Annotated in this window: 13 protein-coding genes; 5 read left to right on the top strand and 8 right to left on the bottom strand. The window is 47.0% G+C overall.

Features of this window, described 5'->3' with window-relative positions; all coding sequences use genetic code 11:
- Positions 1-87: 87 nt before the first annotated feature.
- The gene (locus ACJJIM_RS17475; RefSeq protein WP_444907179.1) at positions 88-597 is read right to left on the bottom strand and encodes a hypothetical protein; all 510 of its coding nucleotides are present in this window, start codon (positions 595-597) and stop codon (positions 88-90) included.
- A gap of 56 nt (positions 598-653) precedes the next feature.
- Positions 654-2,408: a bifunctional isocitrate dehydrogenase kinase/phosphatase gene (gene aceK, locus ACJJIM_RS17470; protein ID WP_444911589.1), complete on the bottom strand. Its 1,755-nt coding sequence runs from the start codon at positions 2,406-2,408 to the stop codon at positions 654-656.
- 156 nt (positions 2,409-2,564) lie between these two features.
- On the opposite strand from aceK, the gene ACJJIM_RS17465 reads away from it, so the two are divergent.
- Positions 2,565-3,173: a MarC family protein gene (locus tag ACJJIM_RS17465; RefSeq protein ID WP_413663436.1), complete on the top strand. Its 609-nt coding sequence runs from the start codon at positions 2,565-2,567 to the stop codon at positions 3,171-3,173.
- Between the two features lie 149 nt (positions 3,174-3,322).
- Positions 3,323-4,057, top strand: coding sequence for a sulfite exporter TauE/SafE family protein (locus ACJJIM_RS17460; protein ID WP_444911588.1), 735 nt, complete (start codon positions 3,323-3,325; stop codon positions 4,055-4,057).
- Between the two features lie 394 nt (positions 4,058-4,451).
- Here ACJJIM_RS17460 and ACJJIM_RS17455 read toward each other — a convergent pair whose 3' ends face one another.
- Complete coding sequence (locus tag ACJJIM_RS17455; protein WP_444911587.1) at positions 4,452-4,811, bottom strand: putative quinol monooxygenase; 360 nt, start codon at positions 4,809-4,811, stop codon at positions 4,452-4,454.
- Between the two features lie 928 nt (positions 4,812-5,739).
- Here ACJJIM_RS17455 and ACJJIM_RS17450 point away from each other — a divergent pair.
- Positions 5,740-7,602 (top strand): sensor domain-containing diguanylate cyclase, encoded by a 1,863-nt coding sequence (locus ACJJIM_RS17450; RefSeq protein WP_444911586.1) that lies wholly within the window; start codon positions 5,740-5,742, stop codon positions 7,600-7,602.
- A gap of 1 nt (position 7,603) precedes the next feature.
- Here ACJJIM_RS17450 and pstS read toward each other — a convergent pair whose 3' ends face one another.
- Positions 7,604-8,686 carry a phosphate ABC transporter substrate-binding protein PstS gene (pstS, locus tag ACJJIM_RS17445; RefSeq protein ID WP_444911585.1) on the bottom strand — a complete coding sequence of 361 codons (1,083 nt, stop codon included), beginning with the start codon at positions 8,684-8,686 and terminating at the stop codon, positions 7,604-7,606.
- A 111-nt stretch (positions 8,687-8,797) separates the two neighbouring features.
- On the bottom strand, positions 8,798-10,720 hold the full coding sequence (locus ACJJIM_RS17440; RefSeq protein WP_444911584.1) for a PhoX family protein: 1,923 nt from the start codon (positions 10,718-10,720) through the stop codon (positions 8,798-8,800).
- 229 nt (positions 10,721-10,949) lie between these two features.
- Between ACJJIM_RS17440 and ACJJIM_RS17435 the strand changes: the two genes are divergently transcribed.
- Entirely contained in the window at positions 10,950-13,553 is a 2,604-nt protein-coding gene (locus ACJJIM_RS17435) for a TonB-dependent receptor (RefSeq protein ID WP_444911583.1), read from the top strand.
- 131 nt (positions 13,554-13,684) lie between these two features.
- Positions 13,685-15,565 carry a phytase gene (locus tag ACJJIM_RS17430; RefSeq protein WP_444911582.1) on the top strand — a complete coding sequence of 627 codons (1,881 nt, stop codon included), beginning with the start codon at positions 13,685-13,687 and terminating at the stop codon, positions 15,563-15,565.
- Here the strand turns inward: ACJJIM_RS17430 and ACJJIM_RS17425 are convergent.
- From ACJJIM_RS17425 to ACJJIM_RS17415, 3 genes are all read right to left on the bottom strand, one after another.
- Entirely contained in the window at positions 15,543-15,980 is a 438-nt protein-coding gene (locus ACJJIM_RS17425; protein WP_444911581.1) for a VanZ family protein, read from the bottom strand. The genes ACJJIM_RS17430 and ACJJIM_RS17425 overlap by 23 nt on opposite strands.
- 591 nt (positions 15,981-16,571) lie before the next feature.
- Positions 16,572-17,282, bottom strand: a complete 711-nt coding sequence (locus ACJJIM_RS17420; RefSeq protein WP_444911580.1) for an outer membrane beta-barrel protein — start codon at positions 17,280-17,282, stop codon at positions 16,572-16,574.
- A gap of 219 nt (positions 17,283-17,501) precedes the next feature.
- Positions 17,502-18,212 carry an outer membrane beta-barrel protein gene (locus ACJJIM_RS17415; RefSeq protein WP_444911579.1) on the bottom strand — a complete coding sequence of 237 codons (711 nt, stop codon included), beginning with the start codon at positions 18,210-18,212 and terminating at the stop codon, positions 17,502-17,504.
- Positions 18,213-18,301: the final 89 nt, after the last annotated feature.

Below are 18,301 nucleotides of genomic sequence, written 5' to 3'. Positions count from 1 at the left end.
AAGGCAGAAGGGAAATTGTACGGTGCCCAAGAGGCCTAACTGGGTGTCTCAACTAAGGTCTATTTACGCTAGAGGCAACTCTTTTCTTTAGTTGGGGCTAAATCCCACCAGTTGTCCATCACTAAATGAAAAACGATAGCCCTGGCCCACCTTCAGCCGCTGGCCGCAGGGGGATTGAATCGTAATACGGGGATATTGTGGTGTTGAGATCCAGGTCGCAAAGTCGCCTCTGGGTCCTCGTCCCAGCAGCTGGTAATAATCTCCGTAGTTACAGAAGGCTGCTGGCGTACACCTTTCCGCGCCCCAGACATAGGCAATCACGTCGAACTGTTGGGGGAGGCCGTATGACTCTACGAATGGTTGTCGCGGATTTTCGGTAAAAGTAAACACTTCATCAAAGGACAGGGTTGGAAACCCCCGAGCGGGGGTTGCGCAGCTAACCACATGGGGTTTTCCTGTGATTCGTGCGTAAGGTGGTGGGCGCTTTGCCGGCGGAAGCTTACCGGGGATGGACATCTCGCTGGGGAAATAGCCGCAACCGCTGGTCGTCAGCAGGGAAACAGTTGCGGCAACTAGAGCCCAGCGAAAAATATGCACGGATTATCCGCTCCCTTGGAAAAGTCCTCCTACCAATATAGTCATAGATTGGTCGTCTACTTTTGTTGTGCACGGTTATGGGAACGGCGCGGGAAACGCCACTTGCGTCGATAGGGGAAAGCACTCTCCACATGTCCGGCGCGAATACGATCTTGTAAGAGTTTCCAGAAGCGATAGTTGTATAAATCGCCGTGCTGCTTTTCGAATGCAGCGCGCGCGGTGGGATTGCCAGAGAAGAACAGGCGGAATTCTTCCGGGAAGACGTCGGCTTCTGCGACGGTATACCAGGGCTTGTCGGCCAGCTCCTGCTCAGAGGTATGAGCTTCGGGAATCTTGCGGAAGTTACATTCCGTCAATGGGCAGAGTTCATCGTAATCGTAGAAGACTACCCGCCCGTGACGGGTAACCCCAAAGTTTTTCAGCAACATGTCGCCTGGGAAGATATTTGCGGCTGCCAGCTGTTTGATGGCATTGCCATATTCTTCCATGGCTTCTCTAGTTTGCTCTTCATTGGCGTGTTGCAGGTAGAGGTTAAGCGGTTCCATACGCCGCTCTACATATAGATGTTTGATGATGACCCGCTTCTCATCAATGATCAGTTTTGATGGTGCCACTTCCTGCAGTTCTTTGATCAGCTCTTCACTGAAGCGATTGCGGTAGAAAATAAAGTAAGAGTACTCCTGGGTGTCAGCCATACGGCCGACCCGGTCAGAGCGGGATACGAACTTGTACTTTTCTTTTACGATCTTCTCGGTGACAGTTTTCGGCTGGTCGAACTCATCTTTAATGACTTTAAATACCACCGGGTAGGAGGGCAATGTGAATACACTCATCACCATCCCTTTAATGCCTGGTGCAATAACAAACTTGTCGTTACTGACCTTCATATGGGCGAGGATATGGCGGTAGAACTCGGTCTTACCGTGTTTGTGGAAGCCGATAGAGTTGTAAAGCTCAGACTTCTCCTTGAGCGGGATAATGGTGGACAGGAAGCGCACAAAGCGGGAGGGGATTGGCGCATCCACCATAAAGTAGGAACGGGTAAAGCTGAAAATGATACTGGCGGAGTCGTTATTGTAGATAAGGGTGTCCACAAAAATACCGCCGCGCCCGTTGTTTAGGCAGGGCAGGATCATGGGGATAACTTCGCCGTTCAGGATTATGCGCCCCACCAGATAGGCCGCTTTGTTACGGTAGAAAACCGACTCCAGCATGTCCACTCGCAAGTGTTTCTCGTTGTCCACATTGGCCAGAGGTGCACTGCGCAGGGATTCGCAGATATGGGCAATGTCGCGCTCCATATTCTCCCAGGGCGTGGAGAAGCTGAAATCCTTGAGAATATCTTCGATCATACACTCGAGGCCGTGGCGGCCGCTGTAACTGATATAGATGCTGTAATCCCGTAGCGGCTTGTCTTCCGGTGCTCGGGACGGCTTGACGAAGATATTGCTGTCGTGAATGTTGGTGTGGTGAAACTGGCTGCAAAACACCGAGTTAAAAAAGGTCTCGGCGATCTCATAATTGCTGTGATTGGCAATCAGCTGTGCATAAGTGGCGCGGGCATCACGCCACAGCTCCAGCTGGCTGGTGTCCTTGCTGGTTACCGAATGGACCAGATCCACCACTTGGGTGACCTTGGTTTTGTACAGATCGATCCGGGCTTTATTGGCCTCGTGTGCCGCTTGCCAGGAGGCGGTTTCAAAACGGGCCTTGGCGCCCAAAGTGATGTTCTGATAGTCTGCGAAATAGGCGTCAAAACCATTGAGGATGGTTTTAGCGATGCGTCGGGCGGTCGGTGAGTGATTCGTCATGCACTAGACTTTTTTTCTAAGTTACAAGTTACGCTTGCGCCAGCAGTTACCGTAGATAACGGCGTTGGACCCCCTAAGCACACCTCGCTCCGGTCCTGCCCATACTGCCTGGGGCTCTAATTAAGCGGATAGTAGCACGGCACGTCGGAGTCCCAATTGAACGATTGGATCAGTAGCTTTGTCTTTTTCTTTGCTGTGATTGACCCGGTGGGTACTCTGCCAGTGTTTATCGCAGTCACTTCACGACATGCAGAGTGGCAAAAGCGCAGGATAGCCTGGCTGGCAGTACTCGTCGCAACCGGGATCTTGTTGTTCTTTTTGGTCGCAGGGCAATTCTTCCTCGAGGCGATTGGCGTGCCCCTTTCTGCATTTCAGGTAGCCGGAGGCGTCGTCCTGTTCCTGTTTGCCTTAACCATGATATTTGGTGAGAGCAAGCCAGAGCAGGAGATAGAAATCATCCGTGAGGGGCATGAGACAGCGATTTTCCCTCTTGCGGTGCCCTCCATTGCCTCACCCGGAGCCATGCTCGCGGCTGTGGTACTCACAGATAACCATCGATTTGATGTGGTTCATCAGCTGAGTACAGCATCTGCCATGGTAGCGGTGTTGGCGATAGTGATATTGCTGCTGCTAACTGCCAACTGGATATATCGATTTATTGGTGATGCCGGGGCCAGTATCGTGAGTCGAGTTATGGGGCTGATCCTGGCCTCAGTGGCCACAACCAATGTACTTGTTGGGATTCAGCAGTTCTTTTCAATTTAGCTACTGGCATTTGGTTTTGTACTGGTTGAGCTAAGGCTGCGTTTCTTCTAGTGAAGAGAGTATTGGATTGCCGGTTAGTGTTGGAGTTGCGTCCAAGCCTGAATTTCTACTTTATTCACTGTGATTTTGGTGACTTCTGAAGCGGTAAAATGATAGAGCTATTGCTGCTGTTTTTTGGCGTCTTGATTTGGTATATCAGCACGCTTGCGGCCGGGGGCGGGGCACTGCTCCTTGTTCCAGTGATTAGTTTTATCGTTGGCCCACACCTGGTTGCACCAACGGTAACCATTGCCAAGTGCCTGGCTTCGCCCTACCGGGCACTGGTTTTCTGGTCCTATATTGATTGGCGGGTAGTACGCTGGCTTACTCCGGGAAGCTTAGTCGGGGCATTGCTAGGTGCATATTCCTATACACAGATGTCCCCAGAGTGGATACAAATAGTGGTTGGGCTTTTTTTAATGTCCACGATACTTCAGTATCGCTTTGGCCATAGGGAAAGATCTTTTCCCATGTCACTTCCCTATTTTTTACCTCTGGGATTGGTGACCGCTTTTGCTTCCGGTCTTATTGGGGCAATGGGTCCCCTTAAGAACCCTTTCTTGCTGAATTATGGTCTCGAGAAAGAATCCCTGATAGCCACTAAGGCCTTTAATGGGCTGTTAATGCAGCTTGTAAAGCTGGGAACTTATATTACATTCTCGGCGGTATCCCTAGAGTTGGCATTCTATGGTGTGGCGGCTGGGCTTGGGGGGATTATTGGTGTAACCCTCGCTAAAAGGAGATTGAATCAGATCAGCTTTAAAAAATTTAGGAAATACACTCTATTGGTAATGTTTTTGTGTGGCTTGGTATTAGTGATAAAAGCGCTTTATGACATGGTTTAGATTTATAGGGATAGTATTTATAATTTATTGCTAGAACTAACCGTTTGAAAAGCAGCGAATTAAAATTTGCTCTCCTAATTACAATACTATCATCATAAGAATTGGGGAGCCTCTGAATAACTCCGTGATACCTCTGGCATGCAGAGCGGTTCACAATCAAGGCGCGGCTTCGCAGGAATGTCTAGACCTTTCAAGAAGTCGCAACGCGGAGTGTGAATCGCTCTGCAAGCCCCGAAGGGCGGGCCTTGAAGGCCACAGCTGCTGCGTTGCAGCTCTTGCCAAGGGCTACGGCCATTCGCGGCGAGCTGCGCCTAACATCTGCAGCCTTCAAGACCCGCAGAGGCATTACGGAGTTATTCAGAGGCTCCTTAGTACAATTTTTATATCCAGTTTATTAATGGCTGCGTTCGAATCCTGCATAGGTGTGATACTGCTGGGGGGTTAGGCCTGCATGGCGTGCCTGAAGATCTTTGGGAAGATCGCCTAAATAGATGACGCGAGTGGGTTCTGCCGTCTTGAGCCAGCGCTCTGAATAATTCTCCCAGGTATCCACATGTTTATGCGCGGCACTTACATCTTTGAAATGCTCGTATACAATAATTTCTCCACTATCAGAAATATAGTACTGGTAATTCAATGTCCCCGCTTCTTTCTGCGAGACTACCTCTACCATTTCATCAACAATTGACCTAAAGGCCTGCTCCTGTCCGTTCTTTATTTTCGCCTCCACAAGCCAGCCAACATTATTAAACATAAGTATCTCCAATACGGTTTGAGAGGCTTTGATATAAGTGGTAGAGCAACAATTTTTAGGTCCTGGGAGCATGCTGACTGATAAGCAGCCTGTCGCTAAATACCAGAGGGTGAGTAATTGCTCTATTCAGGAAGAAGATCAAGCGATGATCCTAGATATTGTAGACGACATCGTGGCGTCTAGTTTGGTAAGGCTAGCTATTTGATAGCTCTCCAGTTGCACTGAACTTCACCGGGCTCCTTACATCAGAAACCTGCTTCACGAATGACTATTGGTTCATTGTTTGGCCTAAGGGAGGGTTCAATACTTGTGCTGTGAGATAAGCCCAATTGTATTCAGCTGTTCTTTAGAGGCTCCTTAATATCTAAGAGTGGCATATTTTCTATATGTACTGATTGGTAAACAACGATGAGATCCCCGGATCAGCAACAATTTCTAAATTTAGCGTTCTAGGGACAATATTTAAATTTGATGTGGGTAGTCAAATGTAATCGTTAACAGGAATTTTCTCTTTGGCGCATTTAAGATTTTGTATTCTTTGTCTCTCCTAATTAATACTTGATTTTAAGGCTTAGTCCCAAGGTGTAAGACGGCGTAACAGCCTGTGTACCCTTATTCCAAGCTAAAAGGCATAAAACACATTACTTAAGCGCTTGATAAATGAAGAGTGAAACTGCCAAATAGGGGGAGTAGAAAAAAGTTGTACCTGATAATTTAAAGTCCTTGCTAGTGTGTTTTTTGTACAGGTGCAGACTTGTAGAATTCATACATAGCTATTTTTTGTAAGTATGAATTGATGACTTTCTTGTATGGAAGCTATTTCTCTGAAATACAACAAACATTATCAATTCACTTTGGAAGTCAGTATCCATTATGGCTGATTTGGTCTTTGTGAAGACGGAAATTGTTGCGCATCTACATAGTAAGAATGAAAAAAACAATTGGTGAATTTGAACTGTGGACTCAAAAGGGTGGCCCTAAATGGCACTACCGTTTGGTTTGTTGTGCAGTGCTGATGTTTGCCATACTTCTTTCTATGCCCAGCTACCCCCATACGGTTGTGGATATCACCTCGTTGGAGGGAGGAAGTAAACCGAGTGGCTTAAATGCAATTTGGCATGATCCAGCGGGATTTGGAAATATTGTTGAAGCTGAAAAAGCTTACAAAAATAAACTTTTTCTTCCCTTGGGAACTGCCGGATCTACCGGACTTAAATCCGGAGCCTTCTGGTCTCACTTCATATTAAAAAATTCCAGTAGTGAAACAGTTTATGTCTCAATTGAATATGTGGATAACCAGCTCGATGGGCTGACGGCCTTTTCTAGGATTCAGGGTGGCGGTCAGCCTTACACGGAGCTGGCAAGTCTGTCTTCGAATCAGCTGTTTTCCAGTCGAAAAATCAAGCATCATCGCTTTGCTTTCCCATTGGAAATCCCCCCCTTCGCATCAAAGGAAATGATGGTTAAATTTGATGTTGGAGTTTTAGGTGTTGCCTTCCCCAGTATGCGTATCTGGCGACCTGAACAACTTGAAGAGAGGAGTAAGGCTGAGGCCATTTTAACATCATTTCTTTTTGGTGGTTATTTTTTGATGGCCATTCTTGCGCTGATTGGCGCTATTACTGCGCGTAAGAATATCCTGTATCTATACTCGTTATATTCCGTAACGAAAATTTGGGTGTGGGGATCTTTACTGGGATATACCCATCAATATTTGCTCCAAGAACAATTTGATTGGCGCTATCAATCGATTAGTAGTGCTGTGGCGATTCTGACCGGAATTCTTTTTTCCCGATATTTTCTTGAAACGGCAAAGTACACTCCAAGACTGGATTACTTTTTAAAGTTAATTTTACTCAATGGTTTGTTCCTGGTTATTTGCGTTGTGCTGCAGTGGGAAGCTCTGGCGCACATTTCCATGATGCTTGCTCTGTTTTTCTATCCTGGTGTTGTTGTTGTCGCATTGGTGCGTTGGCGGCAGGGGGATACTTCTGCAGCCGTTTTTGCTTTAGCCTGGAGCGTTTTGGTGTTGGGGCTTTTGGTGCAGGCGATGAGGGATCTCGGTTATGTGGTGCACAATCCAATTAATTACTATTGGCCCCCGGTTGCCTCTTTTGTTGAGATGTTGGCAATAATGATAGCTATCGGATTACTGGTAAAACGTTTAAGGCAACAAAAAGAGACTGCAGAAAAAAGGTATCTACTACACCTGGAAGCCTCGAGAACCGAGCTGGAGCAACAGGTAAAACTTCGCACACAGGAATTGGAGTACGCTAAAGCCAAGGCTGAAGAGGAGGCGCGCACAGACCCGCTAACAGGTATTTTTAATCGCCGCTGCTTTTTCGAAGAGGCCAGTAATCTGGTGGCTGTGGCAATTAATAACCAAATGCCATTGTGTGTATTAATGCTGGATATCGACAATTTTAAATCTGTTAATGATATTCATGGCCACTTAATCGGCGATCAGGCACTCTGTGCGACTGCCCGAGTAATTTCTCAACACGTGCGGGATGTGGATATCTTCGGGCGTATTGGTGGGGAGGAATTCGCGCTAGTACTCAGCTCCAATGTCGAAGGAGCTATGAAGGTTGCCAATCGTATACACCGGGATATCGCTAAAATCGTGATTAAAAGTGCAGTTGGGCAAGCCCAGTTTACCGCAAGTATTGGCATAGCCCGTCTTCAGGGGCGAGAAGATATCCTGGAGCTAATGCGACGGGCAGACTCTGCGTTGTATCAGGCCAAACGCGCTGGACGTAATCGTATTGTGGAGTGCGCTGAAGCTACGTAAATTAGCGTACGTAGGTAACGGCATTGAGTACTTTTTGACGTATATTCTCCGGAAGGGGCACCAGGCCCAAGCTTCCGGCCTGGCTTTGGGATGCGTTGCTCAACATAAAGACCAGCATTTGCCGCAATGCTTGTGCTTTTTGATCATCTTGGTCTGCGTAGAGTAACAGCCAGGAAAAGCTGGTAATGGGATAGGCGGTTTCTCCCTTGGGGTCCCAGATCCAGGCGATAAGGTTGGGAGCACCACTAATTGGCAGTGATGCTTTTGGAAATTCAACCTCTGATAGTGCCTCTGCTCCGCTCTTGGGCCCGGCAGCAATATAATTGCCCGCTCGGTTTTCCAGTGAAGCCACAGGTAGGTTTACCAGTTGAGCAAATCCGTGCTCCACATAGCCAATGGCCCCAACTTTCTTTCTTACTTTAGCGGCTACGCCTTGATTGCCCGGCGCTCTTTTAAATCTGGGCAGTTTTGGCCAACTGGGTGTTCTGTCCAAACCAATTTTTTCGCGAAACTCTTGACTCACACTGCTCATATGCCCAGAAAAAATATAGGAGGTACCCGAACTTTCAGAACGGGTAACAACGGTGATCTCATCCCTTGGCAACTTGATATCGGGATTTACAGCTGCAATCTTGGGATCATCCCAGTGGGTGATTTCCCCCAGAAAAATCCCCACATAAGCTTCCCTGGACAGTTTTAGATTATCGATCCCGGGGAGGTTAAATACCAGTACCACTTCCCCAGCAGTAACCGGCAGTACCACGCCACCACCTTTTAGGTTGCGTAACTCATCGATCTCAATAGCAGCATCTGAGGCGGCAAAATCGACTGTGTGACCGAGAAAGTCTCTGATGCCATCACCGCTACTGCTCATCTCGTAGAAAATAAATATATTGTTTTCCCGATGGGTGAACTGCCGAAACCACTCTACATAGATTGGGTAGGGGAAACTGGCGCCACTGCCCCGGAGATTGACCGGATTTTCCGGTACCTGGGCAGATCCCGGTGTGGCGGCAAGGATAAAACTGGCAGTTGCCAGCACGGCGGTAAGGCGGCGTAAAAGGGTTGCACACCTCGATATCATAGGGACCTCGGCTTATAGGCCTCTGGCAACCTGCCTATAGGCGGGATGAGAGGCCGAAAACTGCTTTAGATTAAAATTTTAGCAGGGTCCCTGGTTCGTCATATCAATTGCCTAGCTACCGACTATTTGGTCGTCCTCGCGGTAGATGGCCAGTACCGACGGCCGAGGTGGTAACTGGGGATTATTATCTGGCCACCGGTGCAGGGGATTGTCATAAGTTGAGTTGCGTGAATCGGCGGGGTGCTGCACAGCAATAAATAGTGTTTTTCCGTCGGGGGTAAATTCCGGCCCGCATACCTCAGCCCCTTGCGGGCAACCAAAGAAGTGCTTGGGTGCCGCTCGCAGGGGCCCCTCGGTAGCCATGGCCCAAAGACCATCGTGGAAACCAAAACTCTCACAGCCATCGGTAGCAATCCACATGTTACCTCTGGGGTCGAAAGCAACGTTGTCAGGATTGGCGAACCAGCCGTGCGCAGAAATATCATAGGGAGACTGCTGTCCGTAGGCGCCTCGCTCAGCGGGGTTCTCAGCGTTGGGGTTCCCGCCAAGTAGAAATTGCTGCCATTGAAATTGGGAGCTGGTGTGGTCGCGATTTCCCTTTTCCCCGGGGGGCACTATTTCCAATACATGCCCGGCAGTATTGCGGGCGCGAGGGTTGGCGGTATCGGTATCACTGCGCTTCTTGTTTTTGGTCAGCATTACATAGGTGCAGTCATTGTAGGGATTCGTTTCTACATCTTCTGGCCGATCCATTGGTGTGGCCCCGAGTAGTGCGGCCGCGCGGCGCGCATCAATCATGACGTCCGCCTGGTTGCGAAAACCGTTCTCCGCGGTCAGTGGGCCCTGGCCATATATCAGCGGCAGCCATTCGCCACCGCCATCGTCGGCAAATCGCGCGGCATAGAGCGTGCCATTAACGAGTAGCTTTCGGTTTGTATCGGGATCTTCGGGCTGATAGTTATCTTGGGATACATAGCGATAGACAAATTGATGTTCATCATCATCGCCGCCGTAAGCAACGATCGGTTGTCCCGGTTTACAGACCAGGGTAAAGCCTTCGTGCTCAAAACGCCCCAAACTGGTCAGCTTGCGCGGTTTTGATTGGGGGTTATAGGGGTCAAACTCCACCATCCAGCCGAATCGGTTGGGCTCTTTGGGTTCTACCTGAATATCAAATCGACGGTCGTGGTCACCCCAGTTGCGATTTTCTGGTTTTATACCAAAAAGTTGATGGTTTTCGATCTCCCGGGAATCTTCGAGCTTTTTTGGGTCTCCCTGAAAAGCGCCGCCAAACCCCTCTTCGGCAATTAATACGGTTCCCCATGGAGTTTTTCCTCCTGCACAGTTACCTATGGTGCCGAGGACCTGGGTTCCGCTGGGATCTTGGCGGGTCTTCAAACGTTCGTCGCCTGCGGCGGGGCCAGTGATTTCCATTGGCGTCGTAGAAGTTATCCGCCGGTTATAGGGACTGTCAGCCACTACTTTCCAGCCCTGTTTACTTCTTCGAATTTCCACGATGGAGTGTCCGCAGGCGGCCTGTTCAATGGCCACATGCTCGGCACTCACTCCTCGGGTGGCACTGTATTCGTCGTTATAACCCGAGAACATCAGATGGGGCTGAGTGTATTCGTGATTGACACATAAAAGCCCGCGATCACTATTTTTACTTTGTATATGCAGGTACCCCAGGGTGGAACTGGTCCCCGCTGCCAAGGGCATAAATGCAATAAAATCGTTGTTGTAACCGAATCGCTGTTCCTGGCTACTGGCGCTAAGTTCTTCAGGCTGAAAAGATGTTTCCTCTTTATGTAAAGGGTCTCCCCACCTCAGCAGAACCGTGGATTTATAGCCCTCTGGTAGATGGTGTTGGTAATCCAGTCTATGGGGGATTTCTTTAAAGGTGAGGGAGTTGCGTGTGGGATTTTCACTCCCACTACAGCCGGGTAGTAAGCTGCTTACAGCACCGGTGGCGGTTACACCACCCAGGACTTTAAATAGAGAGCGGCGTGCTGGATTTTTGGGGCTTTCGTTCATGACTGCTCCATATTTGGTTTCAGTATATGACGCTTTTTACTGTTAATTGCCTTGATGGTTCCTTTTAAGGCGATTGATATCTGTGTAAATAGCAGGGCTTACATCTATCGTCGCAGTACTAATTGACTATGTGATGACAAGCTTAAAAAAAATGTCACGTAAAGTTCATAGCGGCCTTCTAGTCTGCGTTCAATTCAATTAACCACCGGCAAAGTGGGAGTGGGACGCAATGAAATACAGAACTTCAGGCTTGCGGTTACTGGGAATGCCATTGGCGGCTCTGGCGACAGCCATCATTAGCGCAAATGCTATCGCAGAAAATGAGCAGGTAATGGAAACTGTGACGGTTACCGCCCAGGCAAGTAATGCGCGCAGCGACTTGGATCGACAGCGGGACGCCAATAAGGTCGTAGCGGTGCAAACTTCTGATGCGATTGGTGAACTCCCCGATGCCAATGTCACAGAAGCGTTACAGCGAATGCCCGGTGTATTTATTGCGAGAGATCAGGGTGAGGGGCGTTTTGTTGGTGTGCGGGGTATAGACCCAAATTTGAATGCGGCAACAATTAATGGTGTGAGCCTGCCTGCACCGGAAACAAACACCCGAGCGGTAGCCCTGGATGTTATTCCATCGGACTTATTGGCGAGTTTGGAGGTATTTAAAACTCTTACGCCGGATATGAGCGCAGACTCTATTGGTGGTGCCATTGAGATAAAAAGTCTGAATGCCCTGGATTATGACAGCAATCGCTACAAGTTCAGCGTAGAGAATAGTTACAGCGAGCTTCAGGAAGAGTACAGCCCCAAAGTGGCTGCGACCATGACCAATATTTTTGAACTTGATGGAGAGCGCCGTCTCGGGGTGGCCTTAGCGCTAAGTCACCAGGAGCGGGATTTTGGCTCAGATAATATTGAGACTGATGGTAGCTGGGAAGAACTGACCGCTGAAGATGGCTCTGTAGCTAAGGGCGCGACCGAAATAGAACATCGCGATTACAGTATTACCCGGGAGCGCACAGGTCTTGCTGCCAACTTCGACCTGGACCTGGGCAGTGACTCAAGCATCTATCTCCACAGCTTGTACTCCGATTTTTCTGATCAGGAAATCCGCCAGCGCAATTCCTGGAAGCTCGATGATGAACGCGATGAGCCGGAGACTATTTCGGCCAACTCGGCAGAGTGGGAAGAGGCAGCACTGGAGAAGTCCCTGAAGGACCGCCTGGAAGAACAGGAAATTATTTCTGCGGTATTTGGCGGAGAGCATAATTTTGAGCAATGGGGATTGTCCTATGCCTTGGGATATTCCCATGCAGAGGAATCTGAACCCAATCGACGCGATACCGATTTTGTCTTGGACTCCCTGCGTTTGGGGTATGTTGAAGCTGGTGATACTCCCCGTATGGCGGTGGGAAGTGAGGATGTTGAAGCAGTATTGGACCCGGCCAGTTATCAACTCGATGAGTTGGTCATTGAAGATAACTTTACTGAAGATGAAGAAATCAGCTTCCGTATTGATATCAGTAGAGAAATTGATTGGGCTGGCAATCCTTCAGTAGTTAAATTCGGATTACATGAGCGTCAGCGAGAAAAGGCTGGTGACTTAAATGCGACTGTATATGAAGGGTTTGGTGGGGATTACACTCTGGCGGACTTTTCTCGCAATAGTATCGATTATGGTTTGGATGCATTTGGACCTGGCGTCAATGTTGGAAGCCTGAATAGTTTTATCAATGCTAACCTCAGTGATTTTGACATAGATGAGACTGAGACCGCTTTGGCATCCGCCCGTGACTACGCAATGAATGAAGACATCACGGCCTTGTATGTGATGAATTCTATTGAGTTGGACCGCTCCCAGCTGGTTTTTGGGGTTCGCTATGAGCGCACCGAATTTAATGCTGAAGGCGTGAATGTGGCAGAGTCGGAAGAGCCCCTGCCGGGTGCCGATTTAATTGCAGAGGAGGTTTATGCCACTGAGGTTAACTACGAGCGGGACTACGACAACTTCTTCCCCAGTATTAATTACAAATTTGATTACAACGATAATGTTGTTCTCCGTGCAGCCTATTCGGAGTCCTTATCGCGTCCATCATTTGGTTATTTGAACCCCTCTCCGGCCAAAATTGAATACGATGATGGGGAACTGGAGGTTGAATCTGGAAATCCAGAGTTAGACCCCTATGAATCCCGCAATATCGACCTCTCTGCCGAATACTATGCGGATGATCTGGGTATGTTCTCTGTGGGACTTTTCCATAAGAGTATCGATAACTTTATTGTCATGTCTGAAGTTTCCAGTAATACCGATTTTACCCGTTTTGTAGGGAATTTAGCGGTTGATGATGCTGAAGTATGGCAACCGATTAACGGAGACAACGCCCGTATCAGCGGTGCCGAACTGGCCTGGACCCAAGGTTTTGAAAATGGGTTCTTACTCAGGGCCAATGCAACATTTACCGATTCAGAAGCTGATCTGGGTCTCAATAGCAGTGATCGCAGTGACAAAATATCTATGCCTTCCCAGGCGGATTTTGTCGGCAACTTTATTGTAGGCTATGAGCGCGATGCCTTTAGTATGCGCCTGTCAGCAGCTTTTCGCAGTGAACGCCTGCTGGAAGTAGACCTTGAAAATGAGGCTAATGATCGCTACGAAGAAGACCATTTGCAATTGGATTTGTCGGCCCGCTACCGCTTTGATAATGGCCTTCAACTTACTTTTACTGGGGTTAACCTCACGGATGAACCTTACTATGTTCACACGTCTGGGTTTAATGGTCAGTACGAAGAATACGGTCCGACCTATGCGATTGGGCTGAGCTATAGCACTTTCTAGAATTTACACTGGAATTTTTGGATTAGTGCAATTTTTTACCCTGATAAAGCCCCTGCAATATTGTGGGGGCTTTGTTTTTGTAAAAATAATATTTTCTGTCAGTTACCGGTAAGTCCTAAGCAGGTTTTATTATGCGTTTTTCAATAGTGGGTGTTTTGTCCTGCCTTATATTACTCGGATGTGATCTTGAAAAGGATAGTCAAAGATTATCTTCACAAAAGATCATCTCTTTAAAGGGGCTGATAGCTGAACAGATTCAGCTGGTCAGTTTCCCTAAGCAGCAATACTTGTTGCTATCCAGTAAAGATAAGGGGCTAGTGCTTGTAGATGAGTCCGCAGAAATACAAGTTCAAAAGGATGGCAGAGTAGAGGCACTTGCCATTCAGCCAAGGGAAGGTGGTAGCTACCTGGTGGCGGCTTACGAAGAGCAGGAAGCGCAATTACAGCTATATCAATTATTTACTGATCTAAACGATGATTTGCAGCTTCAACTTTTAGGAAAGCTTGAGAGTGCCAAGCCTGTGAGCGCACTCTGTTTTTCACTACAAGCAGGAAGAGATCACCTGTTTGCCATTGGAGAGGACGGACGGGGGTTTGAGTACCTGCTTTCTCCCAGTGATGAGCACTGGGACTTTACCGAGATACGCCCAATATATTTGGGGGAAGAGGTTAATAGTTGTAGTGTGGATAACCGTCGGGGGCGATTACTGGTATCACAGCCGCCTGTAGGGATATTGGCATTGAATGCCGATGCAGAGCGAGATGAGGAGCGTGAGCTTTTAATCTCGGCGAAACAGCTCGGTGATGATTTCGGCAGCTTGCGACTGGGTTATCAGCAGGACCAAACCTGGATTGCAGTGGAACAGGGAGTACAGGCTTTCGACTTGTCAGGAAGTGGTAGGTCCGACCAGTCTTGGACATTGCCTGCAGAAAGCCCTGCCTCTATAGCAGTTTTTGATGATAGGTTGGCCGTATTAAATGATAATCAGAGTGAAATAACCTATTTCCCGATAAATACCAAGCTGACCAGCGTTACAGATAGTCCGCTTGAGATTATTCCCACTGTTGCCGCCAGGGGACAAACTGACCCCGTTCACTCTTATGGGGATGCTGCCGATGATCCCGCTATTTGGGTGAACTCTCATTCGCCGGAAAACAGCCTGATTTTTGCTACAGATAAAAAAAAGGGGCTCAATATCTATCATCTATCAGGCGGCTTAAAACAGCACTTTCCGGTAGGCAGGGTTAATAATGTTGATATCCGTAAAATTTCCCACCCTAATATTGATGCGATTGCCGTTGCCTCTAATCGTACTAACCCCGGTTTGGATCTATTTACTATTAGTACAACGGGCGAGGTGGGGTATCTTGGATACCGGGGTATAGGGCTTCGTGATCCCTATGGCTTGTGCCTGCAACAGGACGATAGTGGACTTTATGCCTGGGTTTCTGACAAGGAGGCCAGCTTGCATCAGCTCAAAATCAATGTCTATGAGTCCTCCAATGAGTTTGAGATTGAGCAGGGTATCCAGTTTGATGACTATGGACAGGTTGAAGGCTGTGTTGTGGATGACCAGTTCGGAACCCTGTTTTTTGCTGAGGAAGACCGGGGGATTTGGCGGCTGGACCTAAAGTCCTTATCAGAGGCCTCTCCAGAGTTGGTGGCAGAAGTGGATGGTGAAAAGCTGGTGGCAGATATAGAGGGATTGGCACTTTATCAGGATGGCGATAAGGGCTATCTAGTGATATCCAGTCAAGGTAATGATAGCTATGCACTATTCAGCCGTAGTGGGAATGAATTTATTACCCATTTTCGGGTTGGTATGAATCCCCAGCTAGGTGTGGATGGCAGTTCGGAGACCGATGGTTTGGCCGTTACCAGTTCAGCTTTGGGTACGGAATATCCTCGAGGTTTGTTAGTTGTCCAGGATGGGCGCAACCGAATGCCCAGCGCAGCCCAGAATTTTAAATTGGTTGATTGGAGAGATATCAATCGTCTGTTGTCTCACTAGCGGTATCGGGGGTTTCAGGCTGGCTTAAATTGTTAATATTGCGGGCTCTCTGAACCAGGTAAGCCAGAGAGCTCGCAAGTATCACTCCAACGATATCGGCGGCCAGATCAAGTAAGTCAAAAGTCCTTGAGCGAACAAATGCCTGGCTTATCTCTTCAATCAGGGCAAAGCCAAGCACTGCGATAGCACCATAGTAAATTCTAATAAAGCCGAGCTTAAAATAAGTGGCGCGGGTGGCAGGTATCAGGATAAGGCCAAAAGTACCAAACAAGGCGATATGGCCTAGTTTATCGCCATAGGGCATAGCACGGACAAGGTCAAAAAATATACTATTCGATCCGGTATTGGCTAGATAGATAATCCAAAGAATAAAGAGAAAAAATAGTAAGGCTGAAGCCTTGAGAAATCTTGACATAATACTTATTGATACAGTTTTGTTTAATCTTGTGAAGTCTAGATGTTGATTTTATCTATATCTTATGAGAGGGGAAAGAGAGGCCTTAAAAAACTGTGAGTTAACCAGATTGTGATGGCTCAGTATCAATTATTTTCGACTTACAGTCCCTACATAGGTAGGCGATACCATTAATATCTAGTGATTTACTTTTAGATTGAAACTCATAGGGCTCCATGTTTTTCTTACAGTCGGTGCAAATAGGTGGGTTTTCAAGTTTTTCTTGCTTTAGCTGTTTTTTTGTTCCGAATATTAACAGCACAAACACTATAAGAATGGTCCATTGAAAATTGTCTAGCTGCCTAGAGCTTCTCGAAACGAAGATTGAGTAAATTAATAGTATAGAAACTATTGTAATGTATATAATTGAATGAGTTTTTTTGGTTTCTTTTAGCGTGTTTTCATAATCTATTTTCGCTCGATAGTCTTCTTGGTATTCCTCCAGATCTTTTTGATTCAGTATTTTATTATTTTTGTTGTTCATTTTATAATGTATTAGTTAATGGCTGTTTATAGAGAGGAGTTCTATCAGTATTTAACAGAGTTTTATCATTAAAAATGCATACTCCACCCCATGCTGATAGCTTCACTATCTATTTCATCCAGAAACGTATCGCCCCCAATTTTTGAAAACTTTTCCCACTCTATCCGCAGGCTCCATTTGCCCCTATAGCTATAGTTAACACCTGCACTATATGCCCAGTGGAATCCATTGCTGCTATCAGTTAATTCACCTCTGACTGGAGTTAATTTTTCTATTAAACTTCCATCTTCAAGCTGGTATAGGATAAAAACTTCACCCTTCTGAATCTCATTGGTTTCCGCGTACCAGATGCCGGTGCCAAGTTTCCCGAATAAGCTAAATGACTCTCCCAGGGGAAGATACGCCAGGGAAAATATATTGAAAAGTTGGCTATCAAAATCAGAGAAATAGTTTAAATATTCACCATCCCCATATGAGATATGGGTATCCAGCTGGTACTTATTGAAATTTTGATAGTTGGCTTCAATTGCCAGGTAAGGTGTCCATCGAATTCCTGCAAATAGTTTCCAGGCGTTATTTTTATCATCACACCGACTGAGATCCACTTGATCTAAGCTGGCGCTAATTTGTTGAACCCGCTTTTCTGCTTCACTACACAAGTTATTGGCATGCTGGTTACCGAAAGAGATACCAGCATATTTATGTGAGTAGAAATCAGCGCAAGTAAGGGCAGGTAAGGAAAGTAGAAAAATAATGAATAGGGGGCTAAAGCGGTTCATGGCTTGACCTTGTTTAGCTTATATGGGGGGGACCGATGAAGCTGATTTTAGAGTGAAATTTGATTAAGGCAACCACCAAAATAATAACGTCTTTTAGATTGGTCGAAGGTAGGTTCTACTCTATTAACTGGATTTGGCGCCTAAAGCTAGAGTTCCCAGTAATAGTTCGCGGGAACTCTATTTAATTTGTAAAAAGTTATAGGTGTCAATTTACAAAACTCAAAAAAGCCGACCTAAACCTAGTGATAGTGTTTCTGCATTGAAGTCTACACCAGTGGGCTCCAGTTTCTCCCACTCCAGTCTCCAAACCCAGTGATTCCTATAGACATAATTCATCCCGACCCCAATTCCCCAGTGAGGGCCTTTGTGGTTTTGGGACTTGTCTTTATCGAACGTCTGAAGTTGTGCCGTGAATTGTCCATCGGATAATTGCTGGGGGATATAAAATTGAGCGGATTGTTGCTCTGATAATTTCCCTCTCCAAGCTCCGCCCCCGACTCTGGCAAACATATTTATGTTGGAGTTAATAGGATAAAAACCCAATAAAAAGGCGGTCAATAAATGTGTTTTAACCTGGTATGCAGCCTTTGCATACTCTCCATTTTCATTATTGGTATAAAAGCTGCTTTGCGCAGCTGAAGGTTTTAGATAGCTGATTTCAAGGGCGAGGTATCTGTTCCAGCGCAAGCCGCCATAAAACTTAATCGTACTGCCGCTACTATTGCAATGAAAACGTCCGTCTGTAGATCCTTGAGGAATCTGTGATTTTATCCGGGGGTTTGCAGATGAGCAAAATTGAGGATAAGAGGTTTCACCGAGGGTAGCCCCAATATATTTCCTGTTGGCAAAGTCAGCGCTGGTATTTGTAGCGAAAGTGAATATAAGGCTGGAAAACAAGCTTGTTTTTAAGGTGGTCTTAAAATTATTCATGATCTGTCCTGTGCTTTGTTTATTTTTATTTCAAGCACAGTAAAGCTAGATCAGGGCTTTTACTTAACAAGTCATTGGCGTGAGGGCCT

This window comes from Microbulbifer maximicatervae (SeqCode) (genome assembly GCF_052467615.1).
This window is presented reverse-complemented; position numbering and strand designations above follow the sequence as displayed.

Bases quoted from the DNA above. Each gene is read 5' to 3' on its own strand.
- aceK (WP_444911589.1), bottom strand. From the start codon at position 2,408: ATGACGAATCACTCACCGACCGCCCGACGCATCGCTAAAACCATCCTC.
- ACJJIM_RS17460 (WP_444911588.1), top strand. From the start codon at position 3,323: ATGATAGAGCTATTGCTGCTGTTTTTTGGCGTCTTGATTTGGTATATC.
- ACJJIM_RS17455 (WP_444911587.1), bottom strand. From the start codon at position 4,811: ATGTTTAATAATGTTGGCTGGCTTGTGGAGGCGAAAATAAAGAACGGA.
- ACJJIM_RS17450 (WP_444911586.1), top strand. From the start codon at position 5,740: ATGAAAAAAACAATTGGTGAATTTGAACTGTGGACTCAAAAGGGTGGC.
- pstS (WP_444911585.1), bottom strand. From the start codon at position 8,686: ATGATATCGAGGTGTGCAACCCTTTTACGCCGCCTTACCGCCGTGCTG.
- ACJJIM_RS17440 (WP_444911584.1), bottom strand. From the start codon at position 10,720: ATGAACGAAAGCCCCAAAAATCCAGCACGCCGCTCTCTATTTAAAGTC.
- ACJJIM_RS17435 (WP_444911583.1), top strand. From the start codon at position 10,950: ATGAAATACAGAACTTCAGGCTTGCGGTTACTGGGAATGCCATTGGCG.
- ACJJIM_RS17430 (WP_444911582.1), top strand. From the start codon at position 13,685: ATGCGTTTTTCAATAGTGGGTGTTTTGTCCTGCCTTATATTACTCGGA.
- ACJJIM_RS17425 (WP_444911581.1), bottom strand. From the start codon at position 15,980: ATGTCAAGATTTCTCAAGGCTTCAGCCTTACTATTTTTTCTCTTTATT.
- ACJJIM_RS17420 (WP_444911580.1), bottom strand. From the start codon at position 17,282: ATGAACCGCTTTAGCCCCCTATTCATTATTTTTCTACTTTCCTTACCT.
- ACJJIM_RS17415 (WP_444911579.1), bottom strand. From the start codon at position 18,212: ATGAATAATTTTAAGACCACCTTAAAAACAAGCTTGTTTTCCAGCCTT.